Annotated in this window: 18 protein-coding genes and 1 pseudogene; 16 read left to right on the forward strand and 3 right to left on the reverse strand. The window is 28.3% G+C overall.

All coding sequences use genetic code 11. The features are described 5' to 3' along the window. Positions 1-40: 40 nt before the first annotated feature. Both FVE77_RS05070 and FVE77_RS05075 read left to right on the forward strand, forming a co-directional pair. Positions 41-697, forward strand: coding sequence for a DNA alkylation repair protein (locus tag FVE77_RS05070; RefSeq protein WP_026746522.1), 657 nt, complete (start codon positions 41-43; stop codon positions 695-697). 37 nt (positions 698-734) lie between these two features. Beyond that, entirely contained in the window at positions 735-1,190 is a 456-nt protein-coding gene (locus FVE77_RS05075; protein ID WP_026746521.1) for an FxLYD domain-containing protein, read from the forward strand. Between the two features lie 342 nt (positions 1,191-1,532). Here FVE77_RS05075 and FVE77_RS05080 read toward each other — a convergent pair whose 3' ends face one another. Next, positions 1,533-3,863 (reverse strand): TerD family protein, encoded by a 2,331-nt coding sequence (locus FVE77_RS05080; RefSeq protein ID WP_026746520.1) that lies wholly within the window; start codon positions 3,861-3,863, stop codon positions 1,533-1,535. Between the two features lie 203 nt (positions 3,864-4,066). Here FVE77_RS05080 and ilvC point away from each other — a divergent pair, with 203 nt between their 5' ends. The 14 genes and pseudogenes from ilvC to FVE77_RS05150 all read left to right on the forward strand — a co-directional run bounded on the left by ilvC (position 4,067) and on the right by FVE77_RS05150 (position 14,096). Further along, positions 4,067-5,077, forward strand: a complete 1,011-nt coding sequence (gene ilvC / locus FVE77_RS05085; protein ID WP_026746519.1) for a ketol-acid reductoisomerase — start codon at positions 4,067-4,069, stop codon at positions 5,075-5,077. 84 nt (positions 5,078-5,161) lie between these two features. Beyond that, positions 5,162-5,839, forward strand: a complete 678-nt coding sequence (locus FVE77_RS05090) for a dTMP kinase (protein WP_036087962.1) — start codon at positions 5,162-5,164, stop codon at positions 5,837-5,839. A gap of 103 nt (positions 5,840-5,942) precedes the next feature. Then, on the forward strand, positions 5,943-6,212 hold the full coding sequence (rpsP, locus tag FVE77_RS05095; protein WP_006804498.1) for a 30S ribosomal protein S16: 270 nt from the start codon (positions 5,943-5,945) through the stop codon (positions 6,210-6,212). Between the two features lie 172 nt (positions 6,213-6,384). Further along, entirely contained in the window at positions 6,385-7,770 is a 1,386-nt protein-coding gene (locus FVE77_RS05100; protein WP_026746517.1) for a bifunctional folylpolyglutamate synthase/dihydrofolate synthase, read from the forward strand. A 49-nt stretch (positions 7,771-7,819) separates the two neighbouring features. Beyond that, a pseudogene (locus tag FVE77_RS05105) lies at positions 7,820-7,951 on the forward strand (IS3 family transposase); the annotation flags it as partial. Continuing rightward, entirely contained in the window at positions 7,944-8,291 is a 348-nt protein-coding gene (locus FVE77_RS05110) for a hypothetical protein (RefSeq protein ID WP_026746516.1), read from the forward strand. The pseudogene FVE77_RS05105 and the gene FVE77_RS05110, both read left to right, overlap by 8 nt. 15 nt (positions 8,292-8,306) lie before the next feature. Further along, positions 8,307-9,200, forward strand: a complete 894-nt coding sequence (locus FVE77_RS05115) for a hypothetical protein (RefSeq protein WP_026746515.1) — start codon at positions 8,307-8,309, stop codon at positions 9,198-9,200. A gap of 121 nt (positions 9,201-9,321) precedes the next feature. Next, on the forward strand, positions 9,322-9,588 hold the full coding sequence (locus FVE77_RS12975; protein WP_081690327.1) for an integrase core domain-containing protein: 267 nt from the start codon (positions 9,322-9,324) through the stop codon (positions 9,586-9,588). Between the two features lie 52 nt (positions 9,589-9,640). Beyond that, on the forward strand, positions 9,641-9,961 hold the full coding sequence (locus tag FVE77_RS05125) for a hypothetical protein (RefSeq protein ID WP_026746514.1): 321 nt from the start codon (positions 9,641-9,643) through the stop codon (positions 9,959-9,961). Beyond that, the gene (locus tag FVE77_RS05130) at positions 9,962-10,606 is read left to right on the forward strand and encodes a hypothetical protein (protein WP_026746513.1); all 645 of its coding nucleotides are present in this window, start codon (positions 9,962-9,964) and stop codon (positions 10,604-10,606) included. A gap of 322 nt (positions 10,607-10,928) precedes the next feature. Next, positions 10,929-11,756 (forward strand): replication initiation protein, encoded by an 828-nt coding sequence (locus tag FVE77_RS05135; protein ID WP_232052965.1) that lies wholly within the window; start codon positions 10,929-10,931, stop codon positions 11,754-11,756. Continuing rightward, the gene (locus FVE77_RS05140) at positions 11,756-12,496 is read left to right on the forward strand and encodes a hypothetical protein (RefSeq protein ID WP_026746512.1); all 741 of its coding nucleotides are present in this window, start codon (positions 11,756-11,758) and stop codon (positions 12,494-12,496) included. Before FVE77_RS05135 ends, FVE77_RS05140 begins: the two co-directional genes overlap by 1 nt. A gap of 221 nt (positions 12,497-12,717) precedes the next feature. Further along, a complete protein-coding gene (locus FVE77_RS05145) occupies positions 12,718-13,326 on the forward strand; it encodes a DUF2278 family protein (protein WP_026746511.1) in 609 nt (202 codons plus the stop codon). A 116-nt stretch (positions 13,327-13,442) separates the two neighbouring features. Then, positions 13,443-14,096: a DUF4240 domain-containing protein gene (locus tag FVE77_RS05150; RefSeq protein WP_026746510.1), complete on the forward strand. Its 654-nt coding sequence runs from the start codon at positions 13,443-13,445 to the stop codon at positions 14,094-14,096. A gap of 364 nt (positions 14,097-14,460) precedes the next feature. Here FVE77_RS05150 and FVE77_RS05155 read toward each other — a convergent pair whose 3' ends face one another. Then, positions 14,461-15,537 (reverse strand): M24 family metallopeptidase, encoded by a 1,077-nt coding sequence (locus tag FVE77_RS05155; RefSeq protein ID WP_026746509.1) that lies wholly within the window; start codon positions 15,535-15,537, stop codon positions 14,461-14,463. An 88-nt stretch (positions 15,538-15,625) separates the two neighbouring features. Beyond that, a complete protein-coding gene (locus tag FVE77_RS05160) occupies positions 15,626-16,609 on the reverse strand; it encodes a hypothetical protein (RefSeq protein WP_026746508.1) in 984 nt (327 codons plus the stop codon).

Here is a 16,609-nt window from a genome sequence, read left to right on the forward strand (position 1 = left end):
GAAATTAATGTTTTTAATAAAATAAAAAAAGAGGAAACTTATGAATTTTAATAAACTTTATGAAGAAATGATTCAGCATAAAAATGAAGAACAGGCTCAAAGAATGTCAAAATATATGCTTAATAAATTTGAATACATTGGAATCAAGACACCAGAAAGACGGGAAATATTTAAAAATTTTTTCAAGGAATACAAGAATGGAGAAAAAATCGACTGGGAATTTGTAAATAAATGCTGGGAAAATAAGTGCAGGGAATTTCAGTATATTGCAGCAGATTACCTAAAGAATATGAAAGATAAGTTGACAATAGATGATATTCCCAAGTTTAAACAGTTAATCTTGGAAAAATCGTGGTGGGATACGATAGACAATTTAGATATGACAATAGGAGCTTTGGCATTAAAAGATTCAAATGTGAATAAAATATTGCTGGAATGGAGTCTTGATGAAAATATTTGGCTCAGAAGAATTGCGATTGATCATCAGCTTTTGAGAAAAGAAAAAACAGATATTGAATTGTTGGAAAAAATTTTGAAAAACAATTTGGAACAGACGGAATTTTTTATCAATAAGGCGATAGGCTGGGCTTTGAGAGATTATAGCAAGACTAATCCTGAGTGGGTAAAAACTTTTATTGAGAAAAATAGAGAAAATATGGCAAAATTAAGTATTAAAGAAGCTAGTAAATATTTGTAAGTATTAAAGCAAAAAATATTGAAAGGATTTATAAATTATGAAAAAAATAATAATGATAATGGGAACGGCTCTTGTTCTTTCATCTTGTGGAGTTGTTGGAGCGGCAGGAAGTATTGCTGGAGGGACAATTAAAGCGGCTGGAACTGTTACAGGAGCGGTAATTAAGACAACTGGAAATATTATTGGCGGAATAATCGGCGGAAATGATGGAGAAATTAATGCGAAAGGTGTTAAGTATAAATTTTCTAAGGCAAAAGTTGAAAATGATGGGAATACGACAATTGTAACAGGAGTTTTAACAAATAGTGGAAGCAGAAAGGAAAATGTTACTATTGAAATCCCTTGCTTTGATAAAAAAGGAACAAAAGTCGGAGATGCTGTGGACAGCACTGATTCCATTGATAAAAATAAAAAATGGGAATTTAGGGCTGTTCTAAATTCGGGAGATGTAAAGGCGTGTAAAGTGAAAGATGCTTATGTAAATGCTCAGTAAAAATATTAAATAAAAAATTGCTGTATGTATTGTTCTAAATCATCCAAAGAAAATGGGGAATCGAACCCCTTTAGAAGTAGGAACAATTTATTGACAGCAATTTTTTTTCCGTATGTGTTATTCAAATGGAGCCGATAATTTTATGGGCTATCGGCAGAACCCTTCCAAATAGCTAGAAGTAGGAATAACTTTTTGACGGAATGTTATTGTATGTAATGTTCATAGAGCGGGAGTCGAACCCACAAGGGAAAATCCCATTACCATAATAGAAGTAGGAACAACCTTTTGACAATAATTCTTACAATGATAATAACATAAATTTTAATAAATTTCAAATAAAAGTTAAAAATAATTTGCTAAAATATCATTTAAAGGCAATGGATTATCATTATCAAGTTTATCGAAAATAATATCTGCATTTTCTTTTTCAAAAACCTGTGTTCCTCTGGCTATTGCATTTAATTGTAAAAGTTCATACATTGTAACATATTTTTTATTCACAAAATATTTAAGCACATCTTCCAAATGGGCAATATCCGTTTGATTCAAATAATTATTGGAAGAAAAGTTTTCAGAAACAGGCATATTCATATCAATCCAGATATATTCATTTTTTTCAAAATCAATCAAAATTGTATTAGTTGTTCTTGTATTTGACAAAATTTGAAAACCTTGTGTAACTGCTGATGAATAAAGATTTTTGTCACTCATAGCCTCTTTTTTTGTCAGTTCAAGCACTCCAGCATACACACTTCCAATTTCTTCAAAAGAAAATCCATTATATGAACGGATTTCCATAAGAACATAACGAGTGTCAGAATTTTTCAATTTTTCCAAATTATAAACATCAATAAATTCCAAAGCTCCATTTGGTGCATTTGTAATATCCCCACTAAATACAAAATTAGGTTCAACTTGATTATAATAAGCGACTGTTTTCAAAAATTTGAAATTTTCATCAAAACAAATAACCGATAAATCAATATCAACTCGTATATCATTTTTCTTTTCTTTAATATTTTTCCAGCCAACAAAAAATCTTAAAACTTCCGCATCATTATTAAATGAAAATCTTGATCCTCTTGTCATCGGTTTAAGGGAAATATTACTATCTTTTTCACTTGTTGTAATTGCAATATTTTTATAGCTTTCATCAATGAAAATATTTTCTAGCGGATTTTTTAATTTTAAATTTTCCAAAATTCCATTTTTTACAGTTTCAAGTAAAAATTTTAGTAAACTTTCATTCAAAAATACAGTTTCATCTAATTTTCTCCAAGTTCCTTTACTATTTACAATTCTTGGAATAATTTCGGTTTCTTGCTCAATTTCATTATTTTCAATTTCTTTGTTTTCTAAATTTTCATCCTTATTAATGGTACTTCTAAAAATATTTCTAATCTTAAAAAAGTTTTTACTTTTTTCTTCGCTTATTTCCTGTTTTTTAACAATATTTTTCAAATTTTCTTTTTCCAATAAATTCAAAATTCTATCATAAAGTTGAAAAAGAATACGATTATTTACATCTTTCATACAATTTTTTAATCCGTTTGTAATAATTTCATATTGAGTTTCGCTGGCATTATTTAAAAGGGATAAAACATTTCTGACATAATCTCCAGAGTATTTTGAAAATTTGGTAATAAAAATTTTCAATTCATCATTGTTCAGATTTTGAATATTAACGCTCATTTTATTAAAATACCCTTTTTCTGTTTCAAAAAAAAACTCTCCAAACAGCATATCAATTGCTTTTTTAACATTTTTATATTTTTTCAAATTAATTTTTTTCGCATAAAACATAAAAAACTTATGCCAAACTTTTCTGTATCTTTTAATATCTGGTAAAATATTTGAAATACTATCCAATTTTTCCATAATTAAATTTAATTCGGTTCGATTAAAATATTTAAAATGTATATGTTTTGTATTCAAAATATTATTTTCATTAAGTTTATCATTTGAAATTTTCGTAATTAATCGTAAAATATCAGTTGCAGTGTTAAAATTTCCAGCCAAAAAATTTCTATGTTTCAAAGTATGACTGGCAAGCGTTGTCAAAGTTTCTTTCATTTGAATATTATCACAATATTGTTCAAGTTCTTCATCAGAAAATCCGTCAGATAGAAAACAAACATCATCTAAATATTGCTGGGAAAGTGTAATATTACTTGAAAGTAAGTTCACAAAAAGTGTTTCAATTTCTTGATCTCCTACAAACTTTAAATGAGAAAGTGTAAATAATTCAGCTGGTTCTGATCCTAAATCTTCTTTTTCAGTATTTTCATATGGTAAATATCCAAACCAGTAGTGTAAAATCTGATTTAAATAAATATCGGCTTTTTCCATATTTATCACTTCGTTTGGAAAATTTTTATAAAAAATAGTATAATTTTTATCAGATTTAAACTCTTTTATATTTTCCAATACTTCTTCACATAATAAAATTGCATATTCTCTATCCAATCTAGAGATTATATAAGCCAAGTCTTTTTCAAAAGTATAACCAAATCCTTGAAATTTTTTTACGATAGTTGCAAATTCACTAACAGACAATGTATTTCTATTTTCATCAAAGAAATTCCTGTTATTATCAATTTTTTTTAGTTCATCTTTTTGAATATAAATACCATTTAAATGTCTTAAAGTTATATTATTTATAGATTTTATCATAAAAATCGTCTCCTCTAGTTAGATTTTTTTTGTTTATTATATCTTATTATCTGTGTTTATGCAAGAATATTAAGTAAGATTTATAGAAAAAGAAAAATAAAATTCAAAAATATATAAAATATATAGTTACATTAAAAAGAAATATTTGCAAAAATTTTTAAAAAGTGTATAATATATACATATAAAATTTAGGAGGATAAAAAATGGCAGGAAATATTTTAGGAACAACAGTTTATTATGATGCTGACTGTGATTTGAGTAAATTGGAAGGTAAAAAAATTACTGTATTGGGATATGGTTCGCAAGGGCATGCGCACTCTCTAAATTTAAGAGAAGGTGGATTTGATGTAACTGTTGGACTTAGAAAAGGTTCAAAATCTTGGGATGAGGCTACTGAAGCAGGGTTTACAGTAAAAGAAACTGCAGATGCTGTAAAAGGTGCAGATATAGTTATGATTTTGATTCCAGATGAAATTCAGGCTGATGTATATGCATCTGATATTGCACCAAACTTGAAAGAAGGAGCTTACATTGCATTTGGACACGGATTTAACATTCATTTTGGAAAAATTGTTCCAAGAGAAGATATAAGCGTATTCATGGTTGCGCCAAAAGGACCTGGACACTTAGTAAGAAGAACTTTCCAAGAAGGAAGTGGAGTACCTTGTCTAGTAGCTGTTTATCAAGATGCTAAAGGAGACACAATGGAAGTTGCCAAAGCATGGGCATCAGCTATTGGTGGAGGAAGATCAGGAATCCTTGAAACTACATTCAAGCAAGAAACAGAAACAGATTTATTCGGTGAACAGGCTGTATTATGTGGTGGAGTAGTAGAACTTATGAAAGTAGGATTTGAAGTATTGACAGAAGCTGGATACGATCCTGTAAATGCTTATTTTGAATGCTTGCACGAAATGAAACTTATCGTAGACTTGATTTACGAAGGTGGACTGGCAACAATGAGAAGTTCAATTTCAAATACTGCTGAATATGGAGATTACATCACAGGGCCAAAAATTATAACTGCTGAAACAAAAGAAGCTATGAAACAAGTATTAGCAGATATTCAATCAGGTAAATTTGCAAATGACTTCTTAGCAGACTCAAAAGCAGGGCAACCGTTCTTGAAAGAAAAGAGAGCAGAATTTGCAAATCATGATGTAGAAAAAGTTGGGGCTGAATTAAGAAAACTTATGCCTTGGATTAAAAAGTAAAATTAGAAAATAAAAATACAACTTAGAATTTTAGCAGTCTTTTAAATAAGGCTGCTATATTTTTGAAAAATAAAGGAAATAAAAATGGGAAAATTGATAATTATAGAAGGCACAGATGGCAGTGGAAAACAGACACAGGCGGAATTGCTTTATAAAAAATTAAAAGAAATAAAAGGGGAAGGAAAAGTAAAAAAAATATCTTTTCCAAATTATGAAAGCAGAGCTTCTGAGCCTGTAAAAATGTATCTTGCAGGCGAATTTGGAAAAACAGCCGAAAGTGTCAATGCTTATGCGGCTTCTGTACTTTATTCAGTTGACAGGTTTGCCTCGTTTAAGACTGATTGGGAAGAGTTTTACAATGATGGGGGAATTGTGATTAGCGACAGGTATACAATTTCAAACATGATTCATCAGGTGCCAAAAATTTTGGATAAATCTAAACGTGAAATATATTTGAACTGGCTAATAGACTTGGAATGGGAAAAAATAGCGATACCAGAGCCAGATGTTATATTTTTCCTGGATATTTCTTTTGAATTTAGCCAGCAGCTTATGAAAAACAGGGAGAATAAGATAACTGGAGAAAAAGAGAAGGATATTCACGAAAAAGATAAAAATTACTTGAAAAATGCCTATGAAGTGGCAAAGGAACTATCGGAAAAATATAAGTGGAATGTAATTTCCTGCGTTAAAGATGACAAATTAAGAACAATAGAGGATATAAACGATGAGATAATGAAAACAACTTTAAAAAAAATATAGTGTAAGGAAAAAAAACTTGACAACTTGAAAAAATTTTAGTATAATCATATTATACTTAAAATAATAAATTTTCAAGTTATTAAATAAATGGAGGTAAAATTTAATGTTAAAATTAAGATTAACTAGATTAGGAAGAAAAAAAGTTCCTTTTTATAGAATAGCGGCTATGGAAGCTTTATCAAAAAGAGATGGAAAAGCAGTTGCTTACTTAGGAACATTCAATCCGCTTGCTGAAGAAGGAAAACAAGTAGTATTAAAAGAGGAAGAAATCTTAAAATACTTATCACATGGAGCTCAACCAACTGAAACTGTTAAAAGCATTTTAACAAAAGCAGGAATCTGGGCAAAATTCCAAGAAACTAAGAAAAAATAGTTATTTATAAAAAGGCACTTATACTGGTGTCTTTTTATTTGCCCTAAATTTAAGAAAATTTATTATAAATTTTTAATTATACACTATTTCATAAGAGGAAATCCTTCTCGTTGTTAAAAAGATTTTATTTTTTAATAAGGTATAATGTTAGAGTGAAAGGAAAAATTAGATAATGAAAGTAGATGAAGTTCTAGAAAAAATTTTTAATATGAGAACAATTAATAAAAGAATAACCAATGAATCTTTGAAACAAAATAATGAAAAGTTGAGAAAAATTTATGAGTTGCTGGGAAAGCCGTGTAAAAATAAGAAAATTATTCATATTGCAGGAACGAATGGGAAAGGTTCGACGGCTACATTTTTAGAGGGTATTTTTTTTGCAGCGGGATATTCTGTTGCAAAGTTTACTTCGCCACATATTTTACGGTTTAATGAGAGAATTTTAGTAGATAAAGAGATGATTTCTGATGTGGATGTTGTGAAGTATTATGAAGCTGTTATGGATATTTTGGAAAAAACCTCGTTGCAGATAAATTTTTTTGAGATAACGACTTTTATGGCTTTACTTTATTTTGAGGCAAAAAATCCTGACTTTATATTTCTGGAAACTGGTCTTGGTGGAAGATACGACGCTACAAATGTTGTAAATTCGGCAATTGCGGTTATAACAAATGTGAGTTTTGATCATATCAGCCTTTTGGGAAATTCACTTGAAAAGATTGCAGACAGGAAAGCGGGGATTATAAAGGACGGACAGCTGTGCATTTATGCCCAGAATTTGGCTGAATTGGAGAATGCTGTAAAAAAGGAAACTAATAATTCGGTAAATGTCTTGAAAAAGTATGAGAATTTACAAGTTGAACTGGATACTCAAAATTATAAGACAATTGTGAAGATTTTGGAAAATGAAAATTTAGATGAATCTGAAAATATTGAAGATAAAAAAAATAAACATAATTTGGAAAAAATATTTAAATTGCCACTTTTTGGAAAATTTCAGGCAAACAATTTTTTGATTGCTTACGAAATTGCTAAGATTTATGGTATCAGCGATGAAATTATTCAGAAAGGGCTTGATGAAATTTCGCTGGCTGGGCGGTTTGAGATTTTTTCACAAAATCCAGATACAATACTGGATGTGGCTCATAATGATGATTCTGTACGAGTTCTTGTAGAAAATTTGAATGAACTTTTTAAAAATGATGAAGTAATTTTTATTCTTTCGATACTTGGAACAAAGGACATTGCAAATATTTTTGAGAAAATTTTGGAAAAAAATTACAAAATCTTTATAACTTCTCTAAAAGACGTTACTTACGGACTTTCTGCCAATGAAATAAAGAAAAATCTGGAAAATGCAAATATTTTGACAAATAATATTATTTTTGAAGATAATATTTTAGATGCCTATAATCAAGCAAAACAAATGGTTTTGGAAAAGAATAGCCGGTATAAGGCGATAGTGGTTTGTGGCTCTTTTTATGAAATTGCGAAATTTAAGAAGCTTTGTGGCAAGAGGGATGAGCATTTAAAAGGGAATTATTTCACGCCTGTATAGAATTGTTTTACAGGACGTTGAAAAATAGACACACAATGAAAGATTTGAAAAGTTAAGGGATAGAATGTACGAGTATATAGAAATATGGTATAATAACAGCAGAATACACAGTAAAATAGGATTTACAAGTCCGAATGAATACGAAGAAAGCATGAAGAAAGGAAACAAAGAAATTGCTTAAAAATAGTCTAAATTTTTGGGGACACTCCAATAAACTATCCCCAAAACATAAAGGACCTAAAATGCCTCCAAATGCAAGTCCCGATTCAATTCCTGATATTAAAACAGGTAATGATTTATTAAAAAATCATTCTTATAATTCGGCGACCAAAAAACAGAGGTTTGCTATATATGAAGGAAAAATGATAATATTTCAACCAACTGGTGGTACTAAAAATGAATGGCATGCTTATGAAATAACAGAAAATTTAAGAAAACATGTTCCTAATGATACTCTAAAACAAATGTTAAAAGACGGAAAAATTACAAAAGTGCAATATAATAAAAATAGAATGAAATAATGAAAGGAAAGAAACGTGAAAAATAAAAAATTTTATTTTGATTTTGAATACTTCCCAGAGATTTCGTATGAAAGTTATATTTTGAAATTTTATGTAGATGGGAAAGATTTATGTGAATTAAAAAATGAAAAATATAAATATGATAAATTGGGAGATATATATTTCACAGCATACTTACTTAAAGATAAACTGGATAAAGTCTTAAATGAGCCTTTTCCAGATAAAGAATTGAAAATAAAAAAGGACAGAAAAGATACTGCAATCGAATTAGTAAAGAAAGCTAATGAACTTTATAAAGATGTAGCGTTTAATTTAGATAGCACGGAATTTTGGCTTTTGTACGAGTGGGCATACAATCATCAATTACCTCAAGCGAGTGGAGAAATATATCCAAGAGTTTTTTTTTCTGTAACAGGAAACAAAATTGAAATTACATGGGAAAGTGATAAAGAATTTAAAAACAGAAAAGGTGTTTATTATATCTCAAAGAAACTTTTTGAAGAAGAAGTTTTAAAATTTATAGAAATAATGTTTGAGAGAAGAGAAATTGTGGAACAAAAATTAGATCTTGTAGTAATAAATGGTAAAAAAATTTCTGCTAAAAGAAATTATGATACCGAAATGGAATTTGAAGATCAAATGTTGGAAGAATTGAAAAATGTAAATTATAATTTAAAAACAGTTTATGAATTAATTCATATGACGGAAAAAGATAGAATAATAGTGCCTATTATTTTAAAATATATAAAATTGACGAATAATATATATGATAAAGCAAATTTAATTAGATTTTTGGGAATAAAAGGGCTTTTTGAAGCGTTGCCTGATTTGGAAGAGCAATTAAAAGGGGAGGATAATTTGGATATAAAAGCGGCGATTTTGAATACAATTTCAGTAATAAAAAAATGATAATAAAGTCTCAAAATTTTCATCTATGAAGTAAAAAAATATTTAGTAAAGTAGCAGCTTTATTTAAAATGAGAGTGTCCAGAATTTTGTGTAAACTAAATATGAACTAAACGATAAACAAATAAAATCTAAACAAGTTACAACAGATAGAGGAAGCCAGTATATTAGTAAAGAATATCGTAAATTTTGTGCAAAAAAAGGCATAAGCATATCTTACAGCAGAAAAGGAAATCCTTATGATAATGCATGTATAGAATCATTCCATGCAACATTGAAAAAAGAATATGTACATAATGAAAACTTTGAAAATCTAGAAAGTTTAAGAAGTGGAATGTACAAGTATATAGAAATATGGTATAATAACAGCAGAATACACAGTAAAATATGATTTACAAGTCCGAATGAATACGAAGAAAGCATGAAGAAAGAAAACAAAGAAATTGCTTAAACATAGTCTAAATTTTTGGGGACACTCCAAACAAACTATAAAAACAAGAGATGAAGAAGGTAATATAGTAGATAAAAAAGTAAAGTATGTTTATTTCGAAGATCAAGTTAAAATAGAAAAAGATAAAAATACTGGAAAAATTATATATAAATTTTTTGGAGTTCCTGTATATGAAGCTAACTCAATTTATATGGAAAATGTAGGAAGAAAGAATCAAGATAAGCGAAGATTATATATGCCTGATGATTCTCAATTTATAATAGAAGTTCAAAGTGATAAAGAAAAAGAAAATCTTTTTAAAGGAGTGAAGTAAATGAATAAAATAATAATCTTATACTTATTGCTCTTTTCTTGTATGTTGTCTAAAGGAAAAGAATTATTAGATGTGGAAATAATAGACTTGCGAAATCAAAGATACGCCTTAACTTCAAAAATTAAGAGTTCAGATTATAAATTACCTTTTACAAAAATTATTTATAATTCAAATGGAATAATTAATATAAAAAAATTTACAAAAGAAAAGAATGGAAGTTTTAAAAGCTATATAGAAAATAAAAACTATGATTCAACTGAATTAAAAGAAATTTTAAAAAATGTTTTTGATAAAAATTTTTCTAATAAAAAATTATTTGTAAGTTGTACAATTTGTAAAATATTACAAAATGATATAGAATTAACTACAGAAGCTATGGTTCAGCCTCCTAAAAATATAGTTAGACTTTATAAAAGAATTCTGGAAGAAGAAGGGAAAGAATTGTTTTTAAATAATGTATCAGTTAGTGCCGAAGGAAGATTATACAAAGTAGAATATGAAAATACTGCAATAATATTATATGAAGATGAAAATTTCTATAAAGATGAAACTATAAAAAATCTTATTATTTTTATCAATACTTCCTTGAATTATACACCTCAAAGAGAATATATGAAAAATTATATAAAAAATATGTCCAAATAAAAGAATGTATTGAATGTTTTTTCGAGACTTTAGAAAGAAGTAGCAACTTTGAAAAATTTCAAATTAGATTGCTACTTCTTTTTTTATTTATACCTTTTTATATATTTACTTTTTGTGTTATAGCTTTTTATCTCCTCGCAAACACTTATAATTAATGTATTTAAGCATATTAAAAAAGTAGTTTTTCAGTAAATAAAAACAAGTAAATCAGTAGATTTAAAACTAGGAAATCAGTAAATAAAAACTAGGTTTTCAGTAGAGTATAAACAAGGACTTGTTATTATTTTTGGTTAATGATATAATAAGAAAAAAGGAGTTTTTTATGAATGAAGTTTTAAAATACAATAATAATTTTAATAACATAAGTCTTCGTAATTTTAATGCCAATGAACTTGATATTTTGATGGCAATTTGTAGCAGAATGAAAGAAAAAGGTGAAGAGGAGATAACTTTTCATTTTGATAAGCTGAAAAAACTTGTTAATTATTCTGATAATACATCAGCAACTTTTATAAAAGATCTTGAAAGCACTTATGATAAATTAATCAGTATTAAGCTGAAAGTTGGAGATGAAAGACGCTTTATAAAATTTGTGCTGTTTACTCGATATTCAGTTGATGTGGACGAAAAGACAGTTGAGATAGCAGTTAATAAAGAATTTGCTTGGGTTCTAAATGAATTGAATGTTGCTTTTACAGCATTTGAATTAAAAGAGTTTATCAGTTTAAAATCAAGTTATGCAAAAGAATTTTATCGAAGAATGAAACAGTTTAAGTCTACTGGAAAATGGAATATATCACTTGAAGATTTTAAAAGAATAATGGATGTTCCTGTGAACTATAGAATGTGTGATATTGATGTTTGGGTTTTAAAGCCAATACAAAAAGAACTTGGGGATAAGTTTAAATTAAAAATCAAAAAAATATACAGCAAGAAATCAAGAGGTCGTCCAAGCGTTTCAGGATTTGAATTTACTTTTTCAAATGTGAATTTGAATATTCCGTTTTTTGATTATCCAACTAATAAAGAAGAAATTAACACAACGGGAATAAAAGGTAGTAAATATGAAAAATCATCCACTCCAAACTCTACTGAAGTTAAAATTATGATAAATCATGGTAAAGAAAATTTAAAAAGAGGTGTATACTAATGAACTATTTAAAAAAAATAATTATTTTTTTTCTGATTGGTATCAGTGTAAATTGTGAAGAAATAACTAGAATAAATAATAATGTAAGAGATGATAAAAATTGGTTAAGTATGGAAATAGAGAAAGATGAAAAAATAAAAATATTAAAAACGAAACAAAAATTATCTTTATGTCTTAAAAAATATAATTTATCAAATTTTTTGGTTTCAAATTGCTCCCTTTTGATAGATAAAGATAAAATAAAAGAATTTACTATAAAAGAAGATGAATTAAAAAATTATAGTGATGAAATTAAAAATTTAGTAAAACAATTAGATAAAAAAATGTATTTATCAAAGGGTATATCAGTTATTCCATTTAGAAATACTTATCTTCCTGAAACAACATTTTTTAATAAGATAATTGATTCAGAAGTAATAATATATTTATCAAAAGATTTTAATTATTATTTAGATTTGCATGAATATGAAAAAATGAAAAAAAAGATGGAAAAAATAGATGATTTTCAAGATAAATTAAAAAAAATAGAAAAAGTAGCAGAATACATTTATTCTAAGAAAGAAGAATATAAAACTATAATTAATTTCGATTCTAATTTTAGTATTTATTCAGATTTAAGCGAATATTTAAATTTTTCTAAAGAAGTATATTTTGAAGATTGGTTTCTAGATACTTATTACTATTCTTTGAACGAGGATTTAATAAAATTGTATAATTTACTTGAAAATAATAAAAAATAGAAAAAGTTAATACAGAAAAATTTTAAATTAGAAATTGAAAGTGAGAGTTGAATTATAAAATTTCAAATAATCGTTGTTGTAAAAGACAGCGGTTATTTTTTTTGTTTGTAATTTTAAAAAATTTATTTAATAAAATCTCCAATCCCTTTTCTTTCATAAAAAATATGTTATACTTATAATGAGAAAAAGTAAAAGTTCAGGTATGCAGTAAAGAGGAAAATATGGAAAAATATGTGATGTTTCGAGGAAAAGTTATAGATAAATGGTACGACTTTGATAAAAGGGCACATTATCATATTGTAGCGATGGATGATGAGGGGAAAAGATTTGATTTGGCGGTTAATATTGGGAGTATTTATGAGAAGATGAATGAGATTGTTTCTTCTAATTTGAAGGTTTATTATGATGAGAATTATAATTGCCGAAAGAGAATTGTCCGTAAAATGCTGTCACAAAAAAATGGTATTACAGAATGTCACAAGGGTTTATATCTGGATTATATTAGAATGAAACTTTTTCCACACGAAAAGATGATACAGATGAAGGGGTTTGATGTAACAAGTATTTATTTGACCGGGATTATTGAAAAGAATGTTGTGCAGGCTATGAATAATGATGATTTTGAGGTAATTGCGTTTGGAAGGCTTTATGCGAATGGGAAAGGTTTGCACGATATTCATATGAATCAGGGAAGTGTGGATAAATTTAGGAAAAATGATGCATCGTATTCTGATGGAGGGCTGTTTTTTAGAAATAGACGAGATAATAAGATTACAGTTGTATTTATTGCATTTATTACTCAAAGTTTGAATATGCCTGAAAGTGTTTAGAGTCAGATTAATAAAAATTAGACGGAATTTATGAGATGGATTTTAAAATAAATTTTTATAAAAATAATTAATAAAATATGGGGAAATATAAAAGTTGGAAAAGAGGTGTGACAAAAATGTCTATAAGAAATTTTGCTACAAAACTTAAAATGAAACGTGAAGAGTTTTGGAAATACATTTCCATATCGCATAAAAAAGCCAAAAATAATAATGAGTTTGTAGACTATTTAATAGATATTCTATCAAAAAAAACAGATGAGGAAATTTTTGATTTTGAAATAATTACATTTGAATTAATGCGTGAAAGTTACAATGAAAAGTTGTGGTGTGCCTCGTATCTTGTGAACGGTGACACAGCGAGCTGGAGCTTTGATTTTTTTAGGCTATGGTTAATTTCGCAGGGGGAAAAAATATATCATTCAATTATAAAAAATCAGGATAATTTATCAAAATATATAAATATATCTTTTGGAGCGAAATTTATGACAAATTATTTTGAAAATGAAAACTTTGCTTTTATCCCAGCCTATGCTTTTTCAAGAAAAAACTGCTCACACAATATTTTAAGCAAGGAAAGTTACAAAATTAATAGTAAAACTATTTTTCAGGATGATTTTATCGATGATTATAATAAAAGATTGAATACCTATAAGAGAAAAATAGGATATATTAATAAAAAATATCCAAAAATAATATTTCACTGGTGTGCACAATTTCCAAACAGCATGAAAGAAGTGTGTCCAACATTATTTAAAAAAATGTATTTTTAAAAAAACAAGGGAGTGCCTCAATTTACGGGACATTCCCTCTTCTCTAATGAGATTTAGTATTGAATTATTTTGTTTAATAACAGTTTTACTATTTTTATTATATTTTTTCTTTATTTATTTTCGTAGGATTGCTCATTGCCGCAAATCCTACAACCTATGGCTAGTCTACGACATTTTTCTGCACTGACAAAAAACTCGCTATGCTCAGACAGTTTTGCCAGCACAGAAAAATGCTCCGACGGATTAGTTTATGCTATACTCTGTTAAAAAATGAAAATTATATTTTAATTATTTGAAAATATTAAGTTTATATCCTCTATCGGAAAAGTTTGTAATAAATTTGTTATGTAAATCGAAAATAGAATTAACGCAAAATAATTAATTCCTTATTACTTTTATTTAATATTTCTCTGCCATCTTTTTTGACTACAACATCATCTTCAATTCTAACTCCACCCCATCCGTCAAAATAAAGTCCTGGTTCAGAAGTTACAACCATATTTTCTTTCAGTTCAATATGTGAAGCAGTTGATAAGTAAGGTAATTCATGAATTTCCGCACCAATTCCGTGTCCCAGTCCATGTCCAAAATACTCGCCATATCCTTTTTCAGTTAAAAAGTTTCTAACAACTTTGTCAACATCATCTGACATGATTCCTTCTTTTATAGTATTTACACCTAGTATTTGCGCTTCTAAAACAGTATTATAAATTTCTACGTGTCTATCAGAAATATTGTCTCCATAGTAAACAGTTCTTGTCATATCTGACACATATCCTTCATAATATGCCCCAAAATCCATTGTAATAAATTCTTCCTTTTGAATTTTTTTGTCAGAAGCTACTCCGTGTGGCATAGCTGAACGGTATCCGCTGGCAAAAATTGTAGTAAATGAACGGTCATCAGCACCTAGTTTTCTTTGAATGTATTCCATATATGAAGAAACTTCCTTTTCAGAAACGCCTTCCTTTATAATTTTTAAAGCCTCTGAAAATGCTACATCACTAATTTCTACAGCCTTTTTAATAAGTGCAATTTCTTCTTCTGATTTTACCATTCTTTCCATTACAAGTTTATTTCCAACTGGTACTAATTCTACTTTAAAAATGTCTTTTATCGTTTGATAAAGGGAAAACGACACATTTACATCTTCAAATCCCACATTTTTTAGCCCAAATTTTTTTATATATTCTCCAACTGTCTGCAGTGAGCCACGTGAGACTTCCACAAATTCAAATCCCATTTCACTAACTTGTTTAGTCGCTTGCGTCTTGTATCTAAAATCCGAAAAGAAAAAATTCCCGTTTTTTGTCGCAAGAGCAACTCCAGTTGTCCCAGTAAACCCAGTAAAATATCGAAGGTTATACAAGTCTGTAATAAATAATCCATCAATATTCAGTTCATTTAAAATTCTTGATAATTTTTCAGTTCTTTTTTCCATGTTTTTTCCTCTTTTTTATTAAAATTTTTTTACTTTTAAAGTGTAACATAAATTCAAAATTTTTTCTATTTATTTTTTGTAAGAAATTTTAATTAATATTAAATTGCAATGTAACTATTCCAGAAGAACAGTTGTTTGTCAAAAAACTTACGTGTACATTACTGGCAGCTCTTCTCGCAGCTGCTTGAGACTGACTGTTTCCTCCTGTAACAGACTGGATAGCGACAGAGCCGCCACGGGTAAATCTGATTGTAGCAACAATGGTTTCTTTCCGTTTTAACCGTTGATTTGCAGTTGGTACTTCCAGATGGCTATTGTAAGAAACAGAAAAATCTACGCCACGTCGACATCCACCACCTCGTGTACTTCCAGACTTTTTATCATTTCCATTTCCAGAACTAGTTGAATTTGCGCTTGTTCCTGTTCCATTTCCGTTTTTGTTACTTGTAGAGTTTCCGTTAGCAGTATTTCCATTTTTATTTCCATGTGAAGTTCCTGAATTTGAGGGAGTGTTTTTATGTCCAGAATTATTGGAAATAGTGGAGTTTGAAGCAGTTATGGTGTTTTGTACTGGTTTTGTACTGGCAGAATTTCCTGTGGATTGTGAAATTACTGGTTGTGTAGCATTTTTAGGGGTGGAGGTAACTGGGGGGATAATTGGGTGTGATGTAGGTTTTGGTTGTTCTTTTGGTATGGTCTCTTGGGGTACTTTGGGAGGTTGTGGTAATGGTTGCTGTGGTTGTTTTGGCTGTATTGGCTGTGATGGTGAAAGTTCGGGCTGTTTTAGATTTTTAGGCTGTTTACTTGGTTCTATGTTTTGAGTTTCGGAAATTGCATTGTTTTTATTTTGCGGATTTCCCTTTTGTAACCCAGACGTTCCGTTACTTTCCTCATTGCTATCCGTATCAACTGTGCTTTTTGTCTTATTTTCTTCCAAAATACTATTTTTTAAGTCAACAACAATAGTCTGCTTTTCTTTTTTTTCTTCAAGTTTCTGTTTTAAAACTGGAGTTGCAATTGGAATAAGAAGTATTCCCAAGTTTATTGCAGCTGAAATTATGTAATATTTCAT

The sequence above is a fragment of the Leptotrichia hofstadii genome, from assembly GCF_007990525.1.
GTDB classification, from domain to species: Bacteria; Fusobacteriota; Fusobacteriia; order Fusobacteriales; family Leptotrichiaceae; genus Leptotrichia; species Leptotrichia hofstadii.